Annotated in this window: 19 protein-coding genes and 2 tRNA genes; 3 read left to right on the forward strand and 18 right to left on the reverse strand. The window is 73.9% G+C overall.

All coding sequences use genetic code 11. From position 1 onward, the window contains the following. Window positions 1–19: 19 nt before the first annotated feature. Complete coding sequence (locus tag OP86_RS19865) at window positions 20–1,459, reverse strand: MFS transporter (RefSeq protein WP_078588553.1); 1,440 nt, start codon at window positions 1,457–1,459, stop codon at window positions 20–22. 103 nt (window positions 1,460–1,562) lie between these two features. Between OP86_RS19865 and OP86_RS19870 the strand changes: the two genes are divergently transcribed. Next, window positions 1,563–2,462, forward strand: a complete 900-nt coding sequence (locus OP86_RS19870; protein WP_078588554.1) for a helix-turn-helix transcriptional regulator — start codon at window positions 1,563–1,565, stop codon at window positions 2,460–2,462. A 120-nt stretch (window positions 2,463–2,582) separates the two neighbouring features. Here OP86_RS19870 and OP86_RS19875 read toward each other — a convergent pair. The 8 genes from OP86_RS19875 to OP86_RS36695 all read right to left on the reverse strand — a co-directional run bounded on the left by OP86_RS19875 (window position 2,583) and on the right by OP86_RS36695 (window position 7,329). Next, window positions 2,583–2,655, reverse strand: a tRNA-Ala gene (locus OP86_RS19875). A 43-nt stretch (window positions 2,656–2,698) separates the two neighbouring features. Next, window positions 2,699–2,771, reverse strand: a tRNA-Ala gene (locus OP86_RS19880). Window positions 2,772–2,970: 199 nt separating this feature from the next. Beyond that, window positions 2,971–3,621 carry a histidine phosphatase family protein gene (locus OP86_RS19885; protein ID WP_030061984.1) on the reverse strand — a complete coding sequence of 217 codons (651 nt, stop codon included), beginning with the start codon at window positions 3,619–3,621 and terminating at the stop codon, window positions 2,971–2,973. After that, entirely contained in the window at window positions 3,618–4,076 is a 459-nt protein-coding gene (gene rsfS / locus OP86_RS19890; protein WP_051830303.1) for a ribosome silencing factor, read from the reverse strand. The genes OP86_RS19885 and rsfS overlap by 4 nt, the downstream gene beginning before the upstream one ends. Before the next feature lie 103 nt (window positions 4,077–4,179). Beyond that, the gene (locus OP86_RS19895; protein WP_033332613.1) at window positions 4,180–6,018 is read right to left on the reverse strand and encodes an LCP family protein; all 1,839 of its coding nucleotides are present in this window, start codon (window positions 6,016–6,018) and stop codon (window positions 4,180–4,182) included. A gap of 19 nt (window positions 6,019–6,037) precedes the next feature. After that, window positions 6,038–6,670 carry a nicotinate-nucleotide adenylyltransferase gene (gene nadD, locus OP86_RS19900; protein ID WP_030061990.1) on the reverse strand — a complete coding sequence of 211 codons (633 nt, stop codon included), beginning with the start codon at window positions 6,668–6,670 and terminating at the stop codon, window positions 6,038–6,040. 123 nt (window positions 6,671–6,793) lie between these two features. After that, a complete protein-coding gene (locus OP86_RS37200) occupies window positions 6,794–6,949 on the reverse strand; it encodes a hypothetical protein (protein ID WP_167344219.1) in 156 nt (51 codons plus the stop codon). A 233-nt stretch (window positions 6,950–7,182) separates the two neighbouring features. Next, window positions 7,183–7,329, reverse strand: a complete 147-nt coding sequence (locus OP86_RS36695; RefSeq protein WP_157849787.1) for a hypothetical protein — start codon at window positions 7,327–7,329, stop codon at window positions 7,183–7,185. Between the two features lie 281 nt (window positions 7,330–7,610). Between OP86_RS36695 and OP86_RS19905 the strand changes: the two genes are divergently transcribed. Further along, a complete protein-coding gene (locus OP86_RS19905) occupies window positions 7,611–8,663 on the forward strand; it encodes a M48 family metallopeptidase (RefSeq protein ID WP_030061991.1) in 1,053 nt (350 codons plus the stop codon). Between the two features lie 102 nt (window positions 8,664–8,765). On the opposite strand, the gene OP86_RS19910 is transcribed toward OP86_RS19905, so the two are convergent. From OP86_RS19910 to proB, 5 genes are all read right to left on the reverse strand, one after another. After that, entirely contained in the window at window positions 8,766–9,827 is a 1,062-nt protein-coding gene (locus tag OP86_RS19910; protein ID WP_030061992.1) for an SCO2583 family membrane protein, read from the reverse strand. A 169-nt stretch (window positions 9,828–9,996) separates the two neighbouring features. Beyond that, a complete protein-coding gene (locus OP86_RS19915; RefSeq protein WP_030256379.1) occupies window positions 9,997–10,581 on the reverse strand; it encodes an SCO2584 family spore wall biosynthesis protein in 585 nt (194 codons plus the stop codon). A gap of 89 nt (window positions 10,582–10,670) precedes the next feature. Continuing rightward, window positions 10,671–11,993 (reverse strand): glutamate-5-semialdehyde dehydrogenase, encoded by a 1,323-nt coding sequence (locus OP86_RS19920; RefSeq protein ID WP_030061993.1) that lies wholly within the window; start codon window positions 11,991–11,993, stop codon window positions 10,671–10,673. Between the two features lie 130 nt (window positions 11,994–12,123). Then, window positions 12,124–12,642: a hypothetical protein gene (locus OP86_RS19925; RefSeq protein ID WP_030256382.1), complete on the reverse strand. Its 519-nt coding sequence runs from the start codon at window positions 12,640–12,642 to the stop codon at window positions 12,124–12,126. A gap of 197 nt (window positions 12,643–12,839) precedes the next feature. Next, complete coding sequence (gene proB, locus OP86_RS19930; protein WP_051830305.1) at window positions 12,840–13,976, reverse strand: glutamate 5-kinase; 1,137 nt, start codon at window positions 13,974–13,976, stop codon at window positions 12,840–12,842. A gap of 313 nt (window positions 13,977–14,289) precedes the next feature. On the opposite strand from proB, the gene OP86_RS35955 reads away from it, so the two are divergent. Next, entirely contained in the window at window positions 14,290–15,126 is an 837-nt protein-coding gene (locus tag OP86_RS35955; protein WP_051830306.1) for a hypothetical protein, read from the forward strand. Between the two features lie 85 nt (window positions 15,127–15,211). Here the strand turns inward: OP86_RS35955 and obgE are convergent, their stop codons facing one another. From obgE to OP86_RS19955, 4 genes are all read right to left on the reverse strand, one after another. Then, window positions 15,212–16,690 carry a GTPase ObgE gene (obgE, locus tag OP86_RS19940; RefSeq protein ID WP_030058247.1) on the reverse strand — a complete coding sequence of 493 codons (1,479 nt, stop codon included), beginning with the start codon at window positions 16,688–16,690 and terminating at the stop codon, window positions 15,212–15,214. 121 nt (window positions 16,691–16,811) lie between these two features. Continuing rightward, window positions 16,812–17,069: a 50S ribosomal protein L27 gene (gene rpmA / locus OP86_RS19945; RefSeq protein ID WP_030058248.1), complete on the reverse strand. Its 258-nt coding sequence runs from the start codon at window positions 17,067–17,069 to the stop codon at window positions 16,812–16,814. Window positions 17,070–17,083: 14 nt separating this feature from the next. Next, the gene (rplU, locus tag OP86_RS19950) at window positions 17,084–17,401 is read right to left on the reverse strand and encodes a 50S ribosomal protein L21 (protein WP_030058249.1); all 318 of its coding nucleotides are present in this window, start codon (window positions 17,399–17,401) and stop codon (window positions 17,084–17,086) included. A 230-nt stretch (window positions 17,402–17,631) separates the two neighbouring features. Further along, complete coding sequence (locus tag OP86_RS19955) at window positions 17,632–21,216, reverse strand: Rne/Rng family ribonuclease (RefSeq protein ID WP_030256387.1); 3,585 nt, start codon at window positions 21,214–21,216, stop codon at window positions 17,632–17,634. Window positions 21,217–21,577 lie beyond the last annotated feature (361 nt).

A 21,577-nucleotide genomic window follows, 5' to 3' on the forward strand; every position in this document is an offset into this window, starting at 1 on the left:
GCCCCCACCCCCGAGCCCCCTACCGCGTCGCCCGGCGGCTGAGCGCGGCGAAGCCCGCGGCGGCGGCCCCCGCGACGGCGTCGACCGCCAGGGTGGTCAGCAGCGCGTGCCCCGATTCGGCGGCCGGCGCCGGCAGGTCGACCTGCCCGAGGAAGACCGAGCCGAGCACCGCGACCCCGATCACCTGCCCGAGCTGGATGACCGTCACCATCACCCCGCTGGCGTCGGCCGCGTCCTCGGGCGCCACCCCCGCGAGGGCCCGGGCGAACAGCGGTGCGTACGCGCAGCCGGCGACCAGGCCGAGCAGGGCCATCTCCACCAGCGGCCCCGCGTCGATCTCGGCGCCGCCGCCGAGCAGGATCCCGAGCAGCAGGTAGCCGCCGCCGAGCAGGACCGCGGCGAGCGCCGGCAGGGCCCCGTGCAGCCGTCCGGGCAGCCGGTGCCAGTGCATGCTGGACAGGCCGAAGCCGATCGCGACGGGCGCCGAGCAGAGCCCGGCCCTGAGCGCGCTGTGGCCGAGCGCGGCCTGCTGGTGCAGGGCGAAGGAGAACATGAAGCCCGCGAAGGCCGCCATGATCGAGAACAGTCCGGCGGCCGCCGGCCGCAGCCCGGGGGTGCGCAGCACCCGGCCGGAGATCAGCGGCTGCCCGCCGCGGCGGGCGATCCGGCGCTCGACCAGCACGAACAGGCCGAACAGCAGCGCGCTGCCCGCGATCATCGCCCAGCCCCAGGCGGGCCAGCCGAGTTCGTGGCCGAGGACGAGCGGCACCACCAGCAGGCCGAGTGCCGCGCCCAGGACCACCAGGCCGGGGATGTCGAAGCCGCGCGAGGCGTCGCCGGGCAGCCGGGGCAGCAGGCGGGCGCCGGCCGCCAGCAGCAGCACCCCGATCGGCACGTTGACCAGGAACACGGGCCGCCAGCCGCTGCCGAGGAGGTCGGCGCTGACCAGCACGCCGCCGAGGACCTGGCCGAGCGCCATGCCCCCGGCCAGCACCGCCGAGTAGAGGCCGAGTGCCCGGGTGCGGGCGGCGCCGGTGAAGGTGCGCTGCAGCAGGCTCATCACCTGGGGCACCATCAGCGCCGAGCCGGCGCCCTGGAGCAGCCGGAAGGCGATCAGCCAGCCGGTGGACGGGGCGAGGCCGCAGGCGAGCGAGGTGGCGGTGAAGGCGGCGAGGCCGAGCTGGAAGAGCCGGCTGTAGCCGTACCGGGCGCCGAGGCGGGCGCCGGTGATGAGCAGGACGGCGTAGGTGATGGTGTAGCCGGCGATGACCAGTTGCAGGGCGGCCCCGGAGGCGCCCAGGTCGGTGCGGATGGTGGGGACCGCGACGTTGACGATGGAGACGTCGAGCACGGCCATGAACTGCCCGCACAGGACGAGCGCGAGGAGCAGCCCGGGCCGTACGGCCGGGGGCCCGGTGGTGCCTGCGGCCGCGCCGGGCCGGATCTGAAGGTCCGTCATGGGTACCAGCCTGGGGCCGTGCCGGTACTGGTGGTTAGAGCCTGCTGATCCTGGTACTGGCAGCACCTGTATCGCCCGGCGGGCCTGCGGCACGATGGTGGGCATGACCGTCCTGGAGGAACTTCCGGCCGCCGCGGGCGGGCGCGACCGCCGCCGCACCGAGCTGGCCCGCTTCCTGAAGGCCTGCCGGGCGCGGGTGACTCCGGAGGAGGTCGGGCTGGTGCCGGGGCTGCGGCGCCGTACGCCGGGGCTGCGGCGTGAGGAGGTCGCGCAGCTCGCCGGGGTCGGGGTGACCTGGTACACGTGGCTGGAGCAGGGGCGCCCCATCAACGCGAGCGAGCAGGTGCTGCTGGCGGTGGCGCGGGCGTTGCGGTTGGACGGCACGGAGCGCGAGCACCTGTTCCGGCTGGCCGGGATTTCTCGTTCGCGGTACGCGCAGCCGGCGCCGCCGGAGCTGAGCCCGTCGATCCAGGTGATCCTGGACTCGCTGGCCCCGCTGCCGGCGGCGGTCTCCAACACCCGTTTCGACGTGCTGAGCTTCAACGGGCCGTACCGTTCGCTGTTCGGCACCGAGCGGATGCGCCCGTCGCACGGGGCGTTCTTCAACAGCCTGTGGTGCATGTTGGTGGCCCCGCCGTGCTGCAACCCGTGCGAGAACCGGGACGAGGCCCTGCCGCGGATGGTGGCGGTGCTGCGCTCGGCCTACGGCAAGCACGTGGGCGAGCCGGTCTGGGAGGAGCACGTGCAGCGGCTGTCGGCGCGCAGCGAGCTGTTCCGGGAGCTGTGGGCCCGCCAGGAGGTCGCGCCGCCGGAGACCTGGCCGCGGATCTTCCGCCACCCGGAGATCGGGGTGCTGCGGCTGAACGCCACCTATCTGACGATGCCGGGTGTGCAGGAGTGCTACATCGTGGTCTACGTGCCGAGGAGTCCGGAGGACCGGGAGCGGGTCGAGCGGCTCGGGTCCCTGGCGCCGGGCGGTTGGACGCACACCTGCGAGCAGTGAGGACCACCAGCGCGGGCAGGGAGCACCACGAGCGCGAACAGTGGGCGCCACGAGCGAGTGCCTCGGGCCCGAAATGCCGGAAGGCCGCCACCCGATGGGTGACGGCCTCCTGAACTGCTGTGGAGCTATGGGGAATTGAACCCCAGACCTCTTGCATGCCATGCAAGCGCTCTACCAACTGAGCTATAGCCCCGCGACACGGGCGACCCTGGCTGACCACGACCGCCGATGCGGAGTGGAGCTATGGGGAATTGAACCCCAGACCTCTTGCATGCCATGCAAGCGCTCTACCAACTGAGCTATAGCCCCGCACTCACCGGATCTCCCGCTTCCCTTCCGGGCCGCGTTCCTTCCCTGCGAACGAGGAAGACTCTAGCTGGTCAGGCCCGGAACTGCGAAATCCGCCCCCTCCGGGCCCCGCAGCGCCCCCCTCCGGGGCCCTGCGGTGTCCCGCTGCGAGGCCCCCCGAGTGCCACCCCCGGCCGAAGCCGTCAGGTGTCCTCAGCGGTCAGGTGTCGTCGCCGATGACCGGCTGCGGGAGCGTGCCCGCGTTGTGCTCCAGCAGGCGCCAGCCACGCGCGCCCTGGCCGAGCACGGACCAGCAGCAGTTGGACAGGCCGCCGAAGCACTCCCACTGGGCGGGCTCCAGGTCCAGCAGCCGTCCGAGCATGGTGCGGATCGTCCCGCCGTGGCTGACCACGACCACGGTGCCGTCCTCCGGCAGCTTGGCCACGGCCTCCAGCACCACCGGCACCGAGCGGTCGGCGACCTCGGTGGCCAGTTCCCCGCTGCCGCCGCGGCGCACCGGCTCGCCGGCCGCCCAGGCCGCGTACTCCTCCGGGTAGCGCTCGCGGATCTCGGCGTTGGTCAGGCCCTGCCAGGAGCCCGCGTAGGTCTCCCGCAGGCCCTCGTGGTGCGTCACGTCGAGCCCGGTGACCAGGGCCAGCTCCTCGGCGGTACGGCGGGCGCGTTCGAGGTCCGAGGAGATCAGCAGGTCGGGGCGGAGCCCGGAGAGCAGCCGGGCCGCCCGCTGGGCCTGCTGGACGCCCTGCCCGGTCAGCTCGATGTCCGTGGTGCCCTGGAACCGAGATTCGAGGTTCCAGGACGTCTGGCCGTGCCGCCAGAAGACGATGCGCGGGCCTCGCGCGCCGCGGCTCAGTGCAGGTCCTCGGGCTTGCCGAAGTCGTCGGCGGGGGCGACGACGTTGCCGGCCTCGTCGGTGTGGGCGTCGGGGCGGTTGCGCGAGGCCAGGGCGTCCTCGGGAATGGGCAGCTCGGGGCAGTCCTTCCAGAGCCGGTCCAGGGAGTAGAAGGAGCGCTCCTCGGAGTGCTGGACGTGCACGACGATGTCGAGGTAGTCGAGCAGGATCCAGCGGCCCTCGCGCTCGCCCTCGCGGCGCACCGGCTTGATGTCCAGCTGCTCGCGCAGCTGGTCCTCGATCTCCTCGGCGATCGCGCGGACCTGGCGGTCGTTGTTCGCGGAGGCGATCAGGAAGGCGTCGGTGATCGACAGGACCTCGCTGACGTCGAAGGCGATGATGTTGTGCGCCAGCTTGTCGGCCGCCGCCTGGGCGGCGACGGTGATGAGCTGCTGGCTGTGGTCGGTGACGGTCACGGTGTTCTTCCGGCTCGGCGGCGTGGGGCGGCGCCCCGGCTCGGGGCCGGGGTCGCCTTCCAGGATCTCACGCCGTCCGGGCGGGCCCGGAACCGTTTTCGGGCTACTGGCTCTTCGGCGGCTGGTAGTCCTTGCCGAGCACGACCAGCAGGTCCGCGTTCTGGGTGTCGCCGGTCACCTTCTTCACCGCCGTGTCCGGCAGGCCGAGGCTGGTCGCCAGCGACTTGGCCGCGCCCTGGCGGGCGTCGTCGGTGTAGCGGATCTCACTGCTGGCCTGCGCCGCGCTCTTGGCTCCGCCCGGGATGAAGGTCAGGCCGGAGTTGACGATCTGGACCTGCGCGGCGGGGGCCGCCGCGTCGTTGCCGCTGGCGTCCTGGAGCGCGACCCGGGCCGGGGCGTCGCCGGCGGTCGCGGACTTCACGGTGCCGCCCAGCACGTCCTTGACCTGCTTGCCCGCGGTCGCCTCGTCCAGGCTGCCGTCCGGCTTGACGGTCAGCGCGGTGGTGCCGAAGTGGCCGTCCTTCGCCTGCTGGGCGAGCTGGACGAGCACCCCGGCGAGGGCGTCCTCGGGCAGTGAGGGGTCGAGCACCGCGTTCATCCGGTGCACGTCGTCCTTGGCGTCCTTGAACTCGGTCGGCATGGTGCGCACGACCGCTTCCATGACCTGCCCGAACCGGGCCAGCTGGGCGTCCCGGTTCTCGCCGGCGTTCTGCAGCGTGGCGTAGGCGACCGCGGCCTTCCCGCTGAGCATGGTGTTCTTCCCGGCCGCGGAGAGCAGTTTGCCGTCCGGCTTGCCGCCCTCGTGGGTCTCGGCGTTGGTGTCCACCCGGACGCCGCCGAGCTGGGAGACGAGCAGTTCCAGGTACGGGGTGTCCAGCCGCCAGGTGCCGGCCACCGGGGCGCCGAGCACGGTGGACAGGCCGTCGCGGGTCGCCGAGGCGCCGATGGTGTCCATGGCCTGGCCGACGGTGGTGACCGGCGGGTCGGCGGGGCCGGGCAGCCGCAGGTTGTCGGGCAGGAGCAGCACGGTGCCCTTCTTCCCGGAGGCGTCGTCGACGAGCAGCGCGCTGGACACCTTGCCCTGCAGGTCGCGCAGGTGGACGACGTTGACCTGGCGCCCGCCGGCCGCGGCGGCCGCGGTCGGCTTGTCGCCGGTGAACCACAGGTAGCCGCCGACGCCGCCCGCCGCGAGCGCCACCACCACGCCGAGGCCGATCAGCCGGTTGCGCAGCTTGCGGCGGCGCTCGGCGCGCACCTCGCTGCGGGACTCGGCGAACTTCAGCCAGTCGATGACGTCCTCGGTCTCCTCCGCCTCCTCCTCGGCGAAGGCGAACTCGCCCGTGGTGTAGCCGTCCCTGGGCGCCTTGCTCCCGGCCTTGCCGGAGCGCGCCCCGGCGACCTGCTCGGACGGCGCCTCGGGCTTGGCCGGCGCCGCCTCCGCGGCGGGCCGGGGCACCCGCGGGCGCGGCGGCACGACGGCCGGGGCGGGGGCTGCGGGGGCGGGCTCCGGGACGGGCGGGGCGGCGGGCGCCGGCTCGGCGACGACGGGCGCCGCCTGGTAGGGCTGCTGCTGGTAGCCGTCGTAGCCGTACGACTGCTCCTGGTAGCCGTAGCCGCCCTGCTGCTGGTAGGCCTGCACGGGCTGCCCGTACTGGTCGTACTCGCCGTACTGCTGCTGCTCCTGCGGGTACTGCCCCGGCTGCTGGTACCCCTGGTAGGGCTGCTGCTGGTACGGCTGCTGCTCCTGGTAGCCCCCGTAGGTGTCCTGGCCGTACACCGGCTGCCCGTACTGGTCGTACTGCTCCTGCCGGTCGTACTGCTCCTGCTGCTGGTACTGCTCGTACGGCTGCCCTGGCTGCTGCCGGTAGCCCTGGTACGGCTGCTGGTACTGCCCGGTGGACCAGTCCTCCGGCTGCTGCTGACCGCCGCTGCGCTCGCTCACGCGCCCTCCCGCTCCCGGTTCAGGTCCCGCGCGGCGCGTACAGCGCCCGCTTGTCGATGTAGCGGACCACGCCGTCCGGGACGAGGTACCAGACCGGTTCGCCCTTGGCGACGCGGTTGCGGCAGTCCGTGGAGGAGATGGCCAGGGCCGGGACCTCCACCAGGGAGACCCCGCCCGCCGGGAGCCCGGCGTCCGAGAGGGTGTGCCCCGGTCGGGTGCATCCGATGAAGTGGGCCAGCGAGAAGAGTTCGTCGGAGTCGCGCCAGGACAGGATCTGGGCGAGCGCGTCGGCGCCGGTGATGAAGAAGAGGTCGGCGTCCGGGTGCAGGGCGTGCAGGTCGCGCAGGGTGTCGACGGTGTAGGTCGGGCCCTTGCGGTCGATGTCGATCCGGCTGACCGAGAACTGCGGGTTCTCGGCGGTGGCGATGACCGTCATCAGGTAGCGGTCCTCGGCCGGGGTGACGTGGCGGTCGCTCTTCTGCCACGGCTGTCCGGTCGGGACGAAGATCACCTCGTCCAGGTGGAACGCGCTCGCCACCTCACTGGCGGCGACCAGGTGGCCGTGGTGGATCGGGTCGAAGGTGCCGCCCATCACGCCGAGGCGCTTCTTCACCGGTTCCGGTCCGCCGGAATTCCCGGCCTGCTCTCCCATGCCGCCACACCTTACGCGACGCCCGTTACGGTGCGGGAACGCCCGGGTGGGGGTTGTCCGCAGATGCGTGAGGGAGCGGCCGGCCGGTGGCCGGGCGCTCCCCGAGCGGTCCGCGGAGCGGGCTCAGCGGTCCCGGTTGAAGCGGGTGGTGACGAAGAGCAGGAGCAGCAGGATCACCAGGGCGGCGCCACCCGTCAGGAGCGGGTTCAGGCTGTCGTGGTTGCCCCCCTCGCCCTCGGCGAGCAGGTTCAGAACGGGGAGTGCGGCGGCAGTGCTCATGGTCGGCGGGACCTTCTCGGCTCGGTGAACGGACCTGGGGGTTGTTCCGGGCCGGTGAGGGCCCACCCGTCATCGTACGGGGGGTTACGCGGCAACCGCTCGGCGGCCCACCGCCGCTGACCGGGCGTGAGCCCGGGCCGACGAGGGCCTGGGGAAACGCGCCCGCGGGCCGTCCTCCCGGCGCCGACCGGGGCCGGGTCGCGGGTCCCCTCCCACCCGGTCCGGGCCGCGTCCTAGTTGCCGCGGAAGGCGCGGGCCATGATCCAGACCAGCAGGCCGACGCCCACGAAGGACGCGACCACGATGATCCGCAGGAACAGGCCCGGGCCGGCCTCGTCGGAAATGGGCGCGGCCAGGCTGACAAGCGTGTCGGTGGACATTGCGGGGCTCCTCGAACTGCTCGGTACCGCGGCCGGATCCGGTCTCGGTCGTCCAGGTCATTCAGGGTAGACCGGCCTCACACCGGCGGCGGCCACCGGGGCTGTCACTCGCCCGCTCGCCTCCGGGGCGCTCAGACCCGGCGCGGCCGGGGCCGTGCGTACGCTGGGCCCGGGGACGAGTGCGCAACCGCGGACGTTGCACTGACAGTCGTTGCAGGCGAAGAGGATCGGGGGGCCGGCCAGCGGGCCGCGACCGCCGTCGAGCAGGAGGTACCCAGACCATGACCGACCCGACCGCGAAGACCCCGAGCCGCCGCCGCGAGCGCTTCCCCGGCATCTCCACCCGGGCCTGGGAGCACCCGGCGGACCGTTCGGCGCTGGTCGCCCTGCGGAAGCTGACCGGCTTCGACGACGTCCTGAAGAAGCTCGCCGGGCTGGTCTCCGAGCGCGCGATCCGGCTGATGTTCCTGGCCACGGCCGTGAAGACCTCCGAGCGCCAGTTCCCCGAGCTGTACGACATGGTGCGCGACGCCGCGTACGCGCTCGACCTGGAGCAGGTCCCGGACCTGTACGTCACCCAGGACCCGACGGTCAACGCGTTCACCATCGGCATCGACACCCCGATCATCGTGGTCACCAGCGGCCTGGTCGAGCTGCTCGACGAGGAGGAGCTGCGCTCGGTCGTCGGCCACGAGGTGGGCCACGCGATGTCCGGCCACGCGGTCTACCGGACGATGCTGATGATCCTCACCAACATCGCCACCCGGATCGCCTGGGTGCCGCTCGGCAACCTGGCGATCACGGCCATCATCACCGCGCTCAAGGAGTGGTTCCGCAAGGCGGAGCTGTCCAGCGACCGGGCCGGCCTGCTCGCCGGGCAGGACCTGCAGGCGTCCATGCGGGCCCTGATGAAGCTGGCCGGCGGGCACAACCTGGCCGAGATGAACGTGGACGCCTTCCTGGAGCAGGCCGAGGAGTACGAGAAGGCCGGCGACCTGCGCGACGGTGTGCTCAAGCTGTTGCAGGTGCTGCCGCAGACCCACCCCTTCGCGGTGGTCCGGGTCGCCCAGCTGAAGAAGTGGGCGGAGAGCGACGAGTACCGCTCGATCCTGGCCGGCGCCTACCCGCGCCGTGAGGACGACCGGGACGCCTCGGTCGGCGAGCAGTGGAAGGCCGCCGCCGACCACTACACGACCTCGGTGAAGGAGAGCAAGGACCCGCTGATGGGCCTGCTGCGGGACGTCGCCGGCGGCGCCGCGACCGTCGGCGGCAAGCTCCGCGACACCTTCACCGGCGCCGGCCGCGGCGGCTCGAACGACCGCGACGACAGCTGAGACCGCGCGCCCGGGCACTGCGCCCCGGCGCAGCACGACGGCCGGTGACCCACCCGGGTCACCGGCCGTCCGCACGTACGACCGTCCGTGCCCGCCCGCCCCTCAGCTCCCGGCCAGCACCCCGCACACCTGCCAGGCCGGCCGGGCGTGGTTGCCGGGGTCGACCGCGGTCGGCGGCGCGACGGCCGTGCCCTGCGCGCCGGCCAGCACCGGCTGCAGGAAGCCCGCCATCGAGGTGCCGCACGGCGCCGGCCCGGCCTCCAGCACCGAGTCCACCAGCCGCAGCTGCGCCGAGGCGAGGTCGACCCGGTCGAACTGGAAGGTCAGCTGCCGCCGCACGGTCTCCAGGGTGACGGGCGCTCCGGCCGGGGCGCCGGCCGGCTTGAGCGCGTAGACGAAGGTGTGGTCGGTGGTGATCTGCAGCGTCCCGCTGTCCGCCTCGTCGATCCGCATCGCGCCCGCCACCTTCACGGTGTTCGAGGCCAGCGCGACCTGCGCCGGGTCGAAGCGGACCACCCAGCCGGTCACCGCGTGGTGCCGGTCGTCCACCGGCTGGGCCACGCTCGCGTCGAACGCCGCCTGCTCACCGGGCGTGACGAAGGACCGCACGTCCGCGGTGGCTCCCTGGACCAAAACGGCCGGGGACAGCGAGGAGGCGACCAGGTAGCGCTGGACGGTGTCGAGCGCCTTGGTCACCTCGACCCGGCTGAAGTGCTCGGTGGCGGCCCCGGTCGGGGTGTTCAGCCCGAGCGTGCCGTCCCCGTACCCGGTGGGCAGCACGGCGAACGGGTTCGCCGGGTCGGCGACCGGGTGGACGGTCGAAGCCGGGCTCAACGCGACCAGGCTGACGGTCAGTTGACTGCCCTCGGGCCGGGCCGGGACACCCCTGGGCGAGCTGACCCCGAAGTACACGGCGGCGCCGAAGGCGAGCAGGATGAGCAGCAGCAGGGCGAGCGCCTGGCGCGGGACGGAGCCCAGCGGGCCGAGCCGCACCCGCTGCCGGGTGGCCTTGCCGAAGGAGCCGGCCAGCCGCTCCCGGGCGGACAGCTCCTGGATCCGGGCAGCCTGGACGAACGATTCGTCGAACACGACGGACCGGAATTCGTCCTCGTTGCCGGAACCGTCCTCGGGCGTACCCTCAGGAGGCTCTCGCGGGTCACCCACACCACCAGGGTAGGCGGACACCCGCGCCGCCACGAGGGTCCCGGCGCAGATTCCCGGGGACGCTCCGTGACCACCTGCGCCGGGCGCACACCCGCGCGGCCTTCCCGCCGTGACCCGCGGACGAAAGCCCGCGGACGGAGGCCCGATTACGGGAACCCGAGGACGGGCCTCAGCCCGTGGGGGCGGTGACCACCAGCGAGGGCTCGGCCGGCGCCGGGCGCGGGTCCACCCCGGCGCTGCTGCTGCCGGACTCCGGCCTGCGGGGCGTGCCCGCGGAGCCGCCCACGCCCTGGTAGACCGCCGCGACCGCGACCGCCACCAGGCTCACGCCCATGATCACGGCGAGCACCCAGGCCACCGGCCGGTGCCAGCGCTGCTGGGCCACGTACCGGCCGCGGGCGCCCACCGGGTCGTAGCCGCGCCGCCACGGCCGCCGGCCCTGGCGGCCGCCCGAGCGGCCCGGGCCCGACCAGGGGTCGGGGTAGAGGTGGTCCGCGTCGAGTCCGCTCGGGTACGGGCGCAGCTCCAGTGGGAGCCCGTCCCCGGCCGAGACCTCATAGCCCCAGCCCGGGCCCGCGGTGTCCGGCTCGAACCTGGCCTCGGCGGCGGCGAGTTGCCGCTCCTTGGCGGTCGGCTCGTGCACGGCGGCGGACCGGACGAAGGCCTCATCGAAGACCACGGTGGCGAACTCGTCGTCCGCACCACCGTGGTCGGCGCCGTCGGGGTACGGCAAGCCCCCCACATCCTCAGCCACGGATTCAGCGTATTACCGGCCGGGCGATTTGTCTGTGGCTCACGGCAGTTGGTCCGTCACCCGTGTGACACTCGGCTCCCGCGCCCCGCTCAGCGGACGTCCGGGGCCCCGCCGACGGTCTGCGTCGCCTCGCCGCGGACGTGGCCGTCACCAGTGACGATGTACTTGGTGCTGGTCAGCTCGGGCAGGCCCATCGGGCCGCGGGCGTGCAGCTTCTGGGTGGAGATGCCGATCTCCGCGCCGAAGCCGAACTCACTGCCGTCGGTGAAGCGGGTGGAGGCGTTGACGGCCACCGTGGTCGAGTCGACCAGCTGGGTGAAGCGCCGGGCGGCGGCCTGCGAGGTGGTGACGATCGCCTCGGTGTGGCCGGAGGACCAGCGGCGGATGTGCTCGACGGCGGCCTCCAGCGAGGGCACCACGGCCGCGGCCAGGTCCAGCGAGAGGTACTCGGCGCCCCAGTCCTCGTCGGTCGCGGGCACCACGGTGGCCGGGCCGCCCTCGGCGGCCTTGAGCACGGCCTCGTCGCCGTGCACGGTCACCCCGGCCTCGGCGAGGGCGGCCAGCGCGAGCGGCAGGAAGGCCTCCGCGACGTCCTGGTGGACCAGCAGGGTCTCGGCCGAGTTGCAGACGCTGACCCGCTGCGCCTTGGAGTTCAGCAGGATGCCGACGGCCATCGCCAGGTCGGTCTCGGCGTCCACGTAGACGTGGCAGTTGCCGGTGCCGGTCTCGATCACCGGGACGGTCGAGCCCTCGACGACGGTCCGGATCAGCGAGGCGCCGCCGCGCGGGATCAGCACGTCGACGTAGCCGCGGGCGCGCATCAGCTCCTGCACGGAGTCCCGGCTCTCCCCCGGCACCAGCTGGACCGCGTCGGCGGGCAGCCCGGCCGCGGCGACGGCGTCCCGCAGGACGGCGACCAGCGCGGTGTTCGAGCGGTAGGCCGAGGCCGAGCCGCGCAGCAGCACGGCGTTGCCGGACTTGAGGCAGAGCGCGGCGGCGTCCGCGGTGACGTTCGGCCGGGCCTCGTAGATGATGCCGACCACGCCGAGCGGCACCCGGACCTGCCGCACGTCCAGGCCGTTCGGCAGCGTGTAGCCGCGCACCACCTCGCCGACCGGGTCGGGCAGGCCGGCGACGTCGCGCACGTCGGAGGCGATCGCGGCGATCCGCTCGTCGGTGAGCGTCAGCCGGTCGACCACCGACTCGGCCGTCCCGGCCTCCCGGGCCCGGGCCACGTCCTCGGCGTTGGCCGCGATGATCTCGGCGCTGCGAGCGACCAGCGCGTCCGCGATCGCCAGCAGCGCGGTGTCCTTCGCCCTGCGCGGCAGCGGGGCGAGCGCGGCGGCGGCCTCCCGGGCTCGGCGCGCTACGGCGAGGACGGGGCTGTCGGCGGTGGCGAGGTCGCTGGTCATGCCGCCAAGGGTAGCGACTGCGCCCGCCGCGCCGGGCCGGTATTTCGCCCGGTGAGACACCGCCCGAACGCGCCCGCCGACGCCGCCGTGCCGGGCCCGGCACAGCGGCGGGTTCAGTACGGAGGCCGACTCAGTACGGGTGCACCCCGCCCAGGTGCGGCGGCGGATCGCCGAAGCCCTCGGCCACCCGCTTGTGGTACGTCGCCCGGTCGACCACCTCCAGCCCGACGATCTCCCACGGCGGCAGCTTCGCGGTGGCCTTGTGCTCGCCCCACAGCCGCAGCGCTATCGCCGCCGCGTCGTGCAGGTCGCGGGCCTGCTCCCAGTAGCGGATCTCGGCGTGGTCGGCCGCGTAGCGGGCGGTCAGGAAGAACGAGTGGTCGTGCGCCAGCCGTTCCAGCGAGGCGCGCAGCGCGGACAGCGGGGTGACCTGCCCGGCCACGCTCAGCACCACGTGCCACAGCCGCGCCTGTTCGGGCACGGTGGGCGGTTGTGCCGCGTCCGTGCGTTGTGGCCTGCGCACCCCGCCGGGCCTCTGGTGCGGCGGACCGGCCGGCTCGGCGGGGCCGTCCCCGCGTCCGCCGTCGATGCTGGTCAGCCGCCGGCCCGCCGTCCCTCCGGTCAGCGCTGCCTCGCGCCTGCGTTCCACCGGCGGCCTCCTGTTCGGCGATGTCCTGTCGTCCCCCACCGTCCCCACCCGTCCCCGCCGGCTCCCACCGACCGGTACGGCTGCGCCCCTCCTCGCCCGTGGCCGGCCCGCTCGGCCGCTCCCGGTCCGGGGCGGCCCGCCGTCCGCACTGCGCCGATGGGCCGTGGGCCGATGGCCGGTGCCGGCCCGGCGGCCGGTCAGCCGCGCAGAACGACCAGGTCGTCGCGGTGGACGACCTCACGCTCGTACGCGGCGCCCAACTCCTGGGCCAGGTCGCGGGTGGACCGGCCGAGCAGGCGGGGCAACTCCCTCGCATCAAAGTTGACCAGTCCGCGGGCCACGATGTTGCCGTTTTCGGCAAGAAGGTCCACCGGATCACCCGCGGCGAACTCCCCGTCGACCTTGGTGACCCCGGCCGGCAGCAGCGAGGCGCCGCCGGAGACGACCGCCTCGACGGCGCCCGCGTCCAGGTGCAGGGCGCCGCGCGGGCTGCTCGCGTGGGCCAGCCAGAGCATCCGGTCGGAGGTGCGGGCGCCGGTGCGCAGGAAGAGCGTGCCGGTGGGGCGGCCGGCCAGCGCGTCGGCGGCCTGACTGGCGGCGGTGAGCACGACCGGGATGCCCGCGCCGGTGGCGATCCGGGCCGCCTCGACCTTGGTGACCATGCCGCCGGTGCCGACCCCGGCCTTGCCCGCGCTGCCGATCTCGATGCCGTCGAGGTCGTGCGGTCCGCTGACCCGGGCGATCCGGCTGGTGCCGGGGCGGGACGGGTCGCCGTCGTACAGGCCGTCCACGTCGGAGAGCAGCACCAGCAGGTCGGCCCGGACGAGGTGGGCGACGAGCGCGGCGAGCCGGTCGTTGTCGCCGAACTTGATTTCGGCGGTGGCGACGGTGTCGTTCTCGTTGACGATCGGCATCGCGCCCATGGCCAGCAGCTGGTCCAGGGTGCGGTAGGCGTTGCGGTAGTGCGCGCGCCGGCTGGCGTCCTCGGCGGTGAGCAGCACCTGGCCGACCCGGATGCCGTACCGGGCGAAGGAGGCGGTGTAGCGGGCGACCAGCAGCCCCTGGCCGACGCTGGCGGCGGCCTGCTGGCGGGCCAGGTCCTTGGGCCGCTTCTCCAGGCCGAGCGGGGCGAGTCCGGCGGCGATGGCGCCGGAGGAGACGAGGACGACCTCCGGTGCTTCGGGGCGGCTGCGCACCTTGGCGAGCGCGTCCACCAGGGCGTCGACGCGGTCGGCGTCCAGGCCGCCGGCGGCCGTGGTGAGTGAGGAGGAGCCGACCTTGACCACGATCCGCCGTGCGGTCAGCACCTCCTCCCGCAGAGAGTCCTCGCTCATCTCGCTGTACGCCCTTCCGGTGTGGTGCGGGTACGGCGGTCCTGGCCCGCCGTCACCCCCGAAATCTACGCGATTTCGCGCAGGTCTCCCGAAGGCGTTTCACCGGCTGGACCCGGCCTGGTCACGGGCCTGCCACAGCCCGTCCGGCAATCCGGATGGCTGGTATGGTCCGTGACCGAAAGCCAGATCGGGGGACGGCTTCTTGCCCGCTGGACCCATTTCGTCTTCGACCCTTCCTCTTCACGAGAGGGCGGCGCCGCACTGGGCAGGCCGGCAACGGTTCGCGGCAGCGCGCCCGGGAGAAAAGCGCATCATGCGTTCGTACACCAGCAAGCTGACCGTCGCCGTCCTGGCGGCGGCCACCGCCCTGTCGCTCGCGGCCTGCGGTCCGGATAACTCGGACCCGTCGACTGGTACCGGCGGTACGACCGGCGCCGCTCCGGCGCCGACCACCGGCGACCCGGGCGCCACCGCAGGGGGCGCGGCCGGCGGTTCGACCACGCCCCCGACGGGCGGTGCCAGCGGCGCCGCCACGGGCGGGGCCGCCGGGGGCGCGGCCACCGGCGGTGCCGGTACGGCCGGCGCCGCGGGCGGCGCCGCGGGCGGCGCCGCGGGCGGCGGTGCGGGCGGCGGTGCGGGCGGCGGTGCGGGCGGCGGTGCGGGCGGCGGTGCGGGCGGCGGCAAGCTGCCGCAGGCCGGCACCTCGGTGAAGTTCGGCCAGCCCGCCACCGTGGACTTCGCCGACAAGACCTTCAACGCCGCCGCCAAGCTGGAGATCACCGTCACCGGTGTCGTCCCGGGCTCCATCAAGGACCTCCAGGACGCCAAGGCCCCCACCGCGGGCCTGGACGGCCGTGCGCTGTTCTACGTCAGCTGGACCATGAAGAACATGTCGGACACGAAGCTGACCTTCGCCGCCCCGGACTCCAAGTTCAAGGCCTACGACGCCTCCGGCAACCTCGGGATGTTCGCCGGCTCGGCCGCCAACCCGGTCGCCAAGTGCAACACCCCCAGCTTCTCGGGTGCCACCAAGGGCGTCGAGTTCAAGGGCTGCGACATCGTCAGCTTCCAGGCCGGCGCCACCCCGGTGATGATCGGCTACGGCGACTCGACCGACATCACCAAGGTCCAGGCCGCCTGGACGAAGTGACGCAACGTCACGACCGCGCAAGCGAACGGCCCCCGTCGACCGGAAGGTCGGCGGGGGCCGTTCGCGTCAGCGGCTGCGCGCGGGATCAGGCGTCCTCGTCGTCGCCCTCGATGGCGGCCTGGCGGCCGCTGGAGAGCGCCTCGAAGGCGAGGAACTCGGCCTCGGCCGCGTCCCGGCCCTTCTGCTTCTCGCGGCGGCGGTCGACCGCCGGGCGCTGGGTCTCCATGCGGTGGTCCTCACCGCGGCGGCCGAGCATCTCCGCACCGGCGGCCATGGTCGGCTCCCAGTCGAAGACGACGGCGTTCTCGTCCGGGCCGATGATGACGGTGTCGCCCTCGTGCGCCCCGACCTTCCACAGCTTCTCCTCGACACCGAGGCGGGCCAGCCGGTCGGCGAGGTAGCCGACGGCCTCGTCGTTGCTGAAGTCGGTCTGGCGGACCCAGCGCTCCGGCTTGACGCCGCGGATGCGGTACGCGCCGTCCTCCTCGGTGATGGTGAAGCCCGCGTCGTCGACGGCGGCGGGCCGCAGCACGATCCGGGTGGACTCCTCGACCGGCTTGGCGGCGCGCGCCTCGGCGACGATCTTCGCCACCGCGAAGCTCAGCTCGCGCAGGCCCTTGCGGGAGGCGGCGGAGACCTCGAACACCTGGTAGCCGCGCTCCTCCAGGGAGGCGCGGGTCAGGTCGGCGATGTCCTGGCCGTCCGGCACGTCCACCTTGTTGAGCGCGACCAGGCGCGGGCGGTCTTCCAGGCCGCCGTACTCGGCGAGCTCGGCCTCGATGGTCTCCAGGTCGCTCAGCGGGTCGCGGCCGGGCTCCAGGGTGGCGCAGTCCAGCACGTGCACCAGCACCGAACAGCGCTCGACGTGCCGCAGGAACTCCAGGCCCAGGCCGCGGCCCTGGCTGGCGCCCGGGATCAGGCCGGGCACGTCGGCGATGGTGTAGACGGTCTCGCCCGCGGTGACCACGCCCAGGTTGGGGATCAGGGTGGTGAACGGGTAGTCCGCGATCTTCGGCTTGGCGGCGGAGAGCACCGAGATCAGCGAGGACTTGCCGGCGCTCGGGTAGCCCACCAGGGCCACGTCGGCGACGGACTTGAGCTCCATGACGATGTCACGGGCCTCGCCGGGCTCGCCGAGCAGCGCGAAGCCGGGTGCCTTGCGGCGGGCCGAGGCCAGCGCGGCGTTGCCGAGGCCGCCGCGGCCGCCCTGGGCGGCGACGAAGCTGGTGCCGTGCCCGACGAGGTCGGCCAGCACGTTGCCCTTGCGGTCCAGCACCACGGTGCCGTCCGGCACCAGCAGGACGAGGTCCTCGCCGTCGGCGCCGGTGCGGTTGCCGCCCGCGCCCGGCTTGCCGTTGGTGGCCTTGCGCTTGGGCGAGTGGTGGTACTCCAGCAGGGTGGTGACCTGCGAGTCCACGGTGAGGATGATGCTGCCGCCCTCCCCGCCGTTGCCGCCGTCCGGGCCGCCGAGCGGCTTGAACTTCTCGCGGTGCACGGAGGCGCAGCCGTGGCCCCCGTTACCCGCGGCGACGTGAAGTTCGACGCGGTCCACGAAGGTGGTCATGGGTGTGCCTCCAGTGCGCGAGAGTCTGCTTGCTACCTGCGTAAAGCGTGAAGGGTGGACCGGAGAATTCCGGCCCACCCCTCACTGTGAGTCTTTATACGACTCGGGAGTCCGCGGGGACTCAGGCCTCGACGGCCACGATGTTGACGACCTTGCGGCCGCGACGGTTGCCGAACTGCACGGCACCGGCGGTCAGCGCGAACAGGGTGTCGTCGCCACCGCGACCGACGCCCGCACCCGGGTGGAAGTGGGTGCCGCGCTGGCGGACGAGGATCTCGCCGGCCGAGACGACCTGGCCGCCGAAGCGCTTCACGCCGAGGCGCTGGGCGTTCGAGTCACGGCCGTTACGGGTAGAGCTTGCGCCCTTCTTGTGTGCCATATCTCGCTATCCCCTTACTTGCTGACCGAGTCGATGCTGGTGATGCGCACCGCGGTGTGCTGCTGGCGGTGGCCCTGACGGCGGCGGTAGCCGGTCTTGTTCTTGTAACGCAGGATGACGATCTTGTCACCCTTGGTCTGGTCGACCACCTCGGCGTGAGCCTTCACGCCGGCCAGGACCCACGGGTCGGAGGTGACAGCGTCACCGTCGACGATGAGGATGGTCGAGAGCTCGACCGAGTCACCCGGCTTGGCCTCGATACGGTCGATCTCCAGCACGTCGCCCACGGCGACCTTGTGCTGGCGGCCGCCTGCGCGAACGATCGCGTACATGCGGTACCTGCTTTCCTTGCTCGGTCGGAACCCCCGACGCCAGCCACCTGGGTACGGACACAGGAGCCTCTCCCCTCCGTTGCCGCGCGGACGCGGTGACCTCGGGAAGGTGATGTGCTCGGGAGCATGGCGTAGACACGCCGATGGTCAAGAATACGGACCGGCCGCCCGGGGGGCAAACCGGCCCGTACGGCCCGGGGCGGGATCGGCTCCCGCCCCGGGCGTGGGCACTACTCGGCCGCCGTATCACCCTCGGCGGCCGCGGCCTTCTTGGCCGCCGCGCTGGTCCGCTTGGTCGCGGTCTTGCGGGCGGTGGTCTTCTTGGCCGCCGTGGTCGTCTTCTTGGCGGCGGTCTTCTTCGCGGCGGTCTTGCGGGCGGCCCGCTTCTTCGGCGCCGGCGCCTCCTCGGCCTCGGCCTCGGGGGCCTCGGCGGCGGGGGCCTCGGCGGGCTCCTCGGCCGGGGTCTCGACGACCGCGGCCTCCGCGACGACGACCGGCTCACCCGGCGCCTCGGCGGCAGCCTCGGCAGCGGCTTCGGCGACGGCCGGGGCGGCGGCCTCCAGGGCCGCCTCCAGGGCCGCCTCGGCCTTCGCCTGCAGCACCACGATCTCGGCGGTGTCCGGCGAACCGGCCGGAGCGGTCGCCTTGCGCACCGCACGGCGGCGCGGGCGGCCCGCCGGAGCGGCCGGGGCCTGCTCGGCGACCGGCGCCTCGACGGCCACGGCCTCGACGACCGGCGCCTCGGCGGCGGCCTCGACACCCGGGACCTCCAGGGCCAGCTGGCCCTCGATCTCCTCGCGCACCGGCTCGGCCGGCAGCTCGCCGCCGGCCTCCACACCGAGCCGCGCGACGGCCTCGGCCGCGGCGGCCTCGATGGTCTGCGGCTCCTCCTGGACGGCCCCGCCCTTGCCCCGGCGACGGCGCTTGCCGCCCTGGGCGGCCTCGCCCGCCGCGGCGGCCGGGGCGTGGACGTGGGCGCTCGGCTGCTCCATGTGGACGATCACACCGCGGCCGTTGCAGTGCACGCACGCCTCGGAGAAGGACTCCAGCAGGCCCTGGCCGACCCGCTTGCGGGTCATCTGGACCAGGCCCAGCGAGGTGACCTCGGCCACCTGGTGCTTGGTCCGGTCCCGGCCCAGGCACTCCAGCAGGCGGCGCAGCACCAGGTCGCGGTTGGACTCCAGGACCATGTCGATGAAGTCGATCACGATGATGCCGCCGAGGTCGCGCAGCCGCAGCTGGCGCACGATCTCCTCGGCCGCCTCGATGTTGTTGCGGGTGACCGTCTCCTCCAGGTTGCCGCCCTGGCCGACGAACTTCCCGGTGTTGACGTCGATGACGACCATCGCCTCGGTGCGGTCGATCACCAGCGACCCGCCGCTGGGCAGCCAGACCTTGCGGTCCAGCGCCTTCATCAGCTGCTCGTCGATCCGGTAGGTGGCGAACACGTCCACCTCGGAGGTCCACCGCTGGAGCCGCTCGGCGAGGTCCGGGGCCACGTTGGAGACGTACTCGTGGATGGTCTTCCACGCCTCGTCGCCGGAGACGATGACCTTGGTGAAGTCCTCGTTGAAGATGTCGCGGACGACCCGGACGGTCATGTCCGGCTCGCCGTACAGCAGCGCCGGGGCGTTGCCCGTCGCGGCCTTCTTCTGGATGTCCTCCCACTGCTGCTGCAGCCGCTGGACGTCGCGGGTCAGCTCCTCCTCGGAGGCGCCCTCGGCGGCGGTGCGCACGATCACGCCCGCGTCGTCCGGGACGATCTTCTTGAGGATCTGCTTCAGGCGGGCGCGCTCGTTCTCGGGCAGCTTGCGCGAGATGCCGGTCATCGAGCCCTCGGGCACGTACACCAGGTAGCGGCCGGGCAGCGAGATCTGGCTGGTCAGGCGGGCGCCCTTGTGGCCGATCGGGTCCTTGGAGACCTGCACCAGCACGGACTGGCCGGACTTCAGCACCGACTCGATCCGGCGCGGGCCGCCGTGGCCGCCCAGCGCGCCGAAGTTGACCTCGCCGGCGTACAGCACGGCGTTGCGGCCCTTGCCGATGTCGACGAAGGCGGCCTCCATCGAGGGCAGCACGTTCTGGACCTTGCCCAGGTACACGTTGCCGACGTACGAGGTGGCCTGCTCCTTGTTGACGTAGTGCTCGACCAGCACGCCGTCCTCAAGGACGCCGATCTGGGTGCGCAGGCCGTTCTGGCGCACCACCATGACGCGCTCGACCGACTCCCGGCGGGCCAGGAACTCGGCCTCGGTGATGATCGGCACCCGGCGGCGGCCCAGCTCGCGGCCCTCGCGGCGGCGCTGCTTCTTCGCCTCCAGACGGGTCGAGCCCTTGATGGACTGCACCTCGTCCGGGTCGAAGGACGGCTCGGTGGAACGGCGGCGCGGCTCGCGCACCTTCACCACCGTACGGACGCCGTCCTCGGTGGTCTCGGCGGTCTCGACGGCGCCGGCCTCACCGCTGCGGCGGCGACGGCGGCGACGGCGACGGGACGAGGACAGGCCGGCGGCCAGGTCGTCGTCCTCCTCGTCCTCCTCCTCGGCGACGGCCTGGGCCGACTCCTCGGCGGCGGGCTGCTCGGTCTCGACGGCCTCGGCGGCCTCGAAGTCCTCGGCCTCGCCACGACGGCGGCGACGGCCGCCCCGACGGCGACGGCGCGACGGACGGCCGTCCTCCTCCCAGTCGCCCTCGGTCTCCGGACCACCGGCGGGGGCCGCCACGACGGGCGCCTCGACGGCCGGGGCCTCGACGACGGGGGTCTTGACCGCGGGGGCCTCGACGGCCGGAGCCTTGACGGCCGGAGCCTTGGCCGGGGCCGCGGCGGCCGGCTTGCGGCGGCCCGACTCGACCCGGGTACGGACCCGGCGGCGGCGGCCGACGCCGCTGTACTCGTACTCCTCGTCCTCGCCGCTCTCCGCGGCGGCCGGGGCCTCGACCGGCGCCGGGGCGGCGGCGGGCTGCTGCACCGCAGCCGGCGCGGCCGGCGCGACGTAGGGGGCCGGCTCCTGGAACACCGGGGCCTGGAAGACCGCGGTGGCCGGGCGGACGGCGCGGCGGCGCACCCGGTGGTGCGGCTCGGCCTCGGCGACCGGGGCGGGGGCGGCGACGGGCTCGGCCACCGGCTCGGCGGCCTCCTCCTCGGGCTCCTCCTCCGCGACGACGGGCTCCTCGGCGGCGGGCTCCTCGACCGGGGCCTCGACGACCGGCGCGGCCTCGACCACCCGACGACGGCGCGGGCGGCGGGCCGGAGCGGCCGGGGCCTCCTCGGCCACCGGCTCGGCGGCGGGGGCGGGGGTCTCGACGACCGGCGCCTCGACAGCGGCGGGGGCCTCGGCCTCGGCGGCGGGCGCCCCGGCGGGCGCCTCGGCCCGCTTACGGGTGCGACGGGCCCGAACCGGCTTCTCGGCCTTCTCGGCCGTCTCCGCCTTGTCGCTCTTCTCGGCCTTGTCCGCCTTCACGGACGGCTGCTCCTCGACCGGCGTCGCGGCGGCATCCGCCGCGGTGACCACGACCGGGGTGGCCTCCGGCGCCCCGGCCGGGGCCTCGGCACGCTTGCGGGTCCGGCGGGCCCGGACCGGCTTCTCGGCCACCGGCTCGGCGGCCGGGGCCGGAGCGGTCTCGACCGCCGGCGCCTCGGTCGGCACGACCGTCTCGGCCGTGTCCGCGCCCGCCCCCTGCGGGGTGCCCGCCGGGCGGGACACCGCGCGGCGACGGCGGCGCGGCGGCGCGGCGGACGCGCCTTCGCCGCCGGCCGCGGCGGTTTCGTTCTGTTCCGTGGCCGCAGTCTGCTGCGGATCGGTGTTATCGAGCATGCGGGTGGATCTCCCGTCAGGCCCCCGGGCTCCGCATCCTGGCACGGCACGGCACCGGTGGGCGGCCGGCATCGCGAGGATGCTCGGGCCGGACCCTTCCTTGGTGCCGCCGCGCGGACGCGAGGCCGCACAGGGGCTCGTAGTCTCGCTCGGCGCCCCACGCTCAGCGGGGTGTCGAAAGTCTTCTGGTCTGACCAGTCTTCTGAGGTTTTCCCAAGCTGCGCTGTCCCCCAACCCCGGGTGGCTCCCGGACGGGGCCCCGGGCCCACCGGCCTTCCTGGCCGGCAGGCCCCGGGTGGCGGGCCTGTGCTGCGACGACGCTCGCTCCCCTGGGGAGCCGCGGGAACCCTGGAGGACCGTC

Source organism: Streptomyces novaecaesareae (assembly GCF_000716875.1).
In the GTDB taxonomy this organism is placed as follows: Bacteria; Actinomycetota; Actinomycetes; order Streptomycetales; family Streptomycetaceae; genus Kitasatospora; species Kitasatospora novaecaesareae.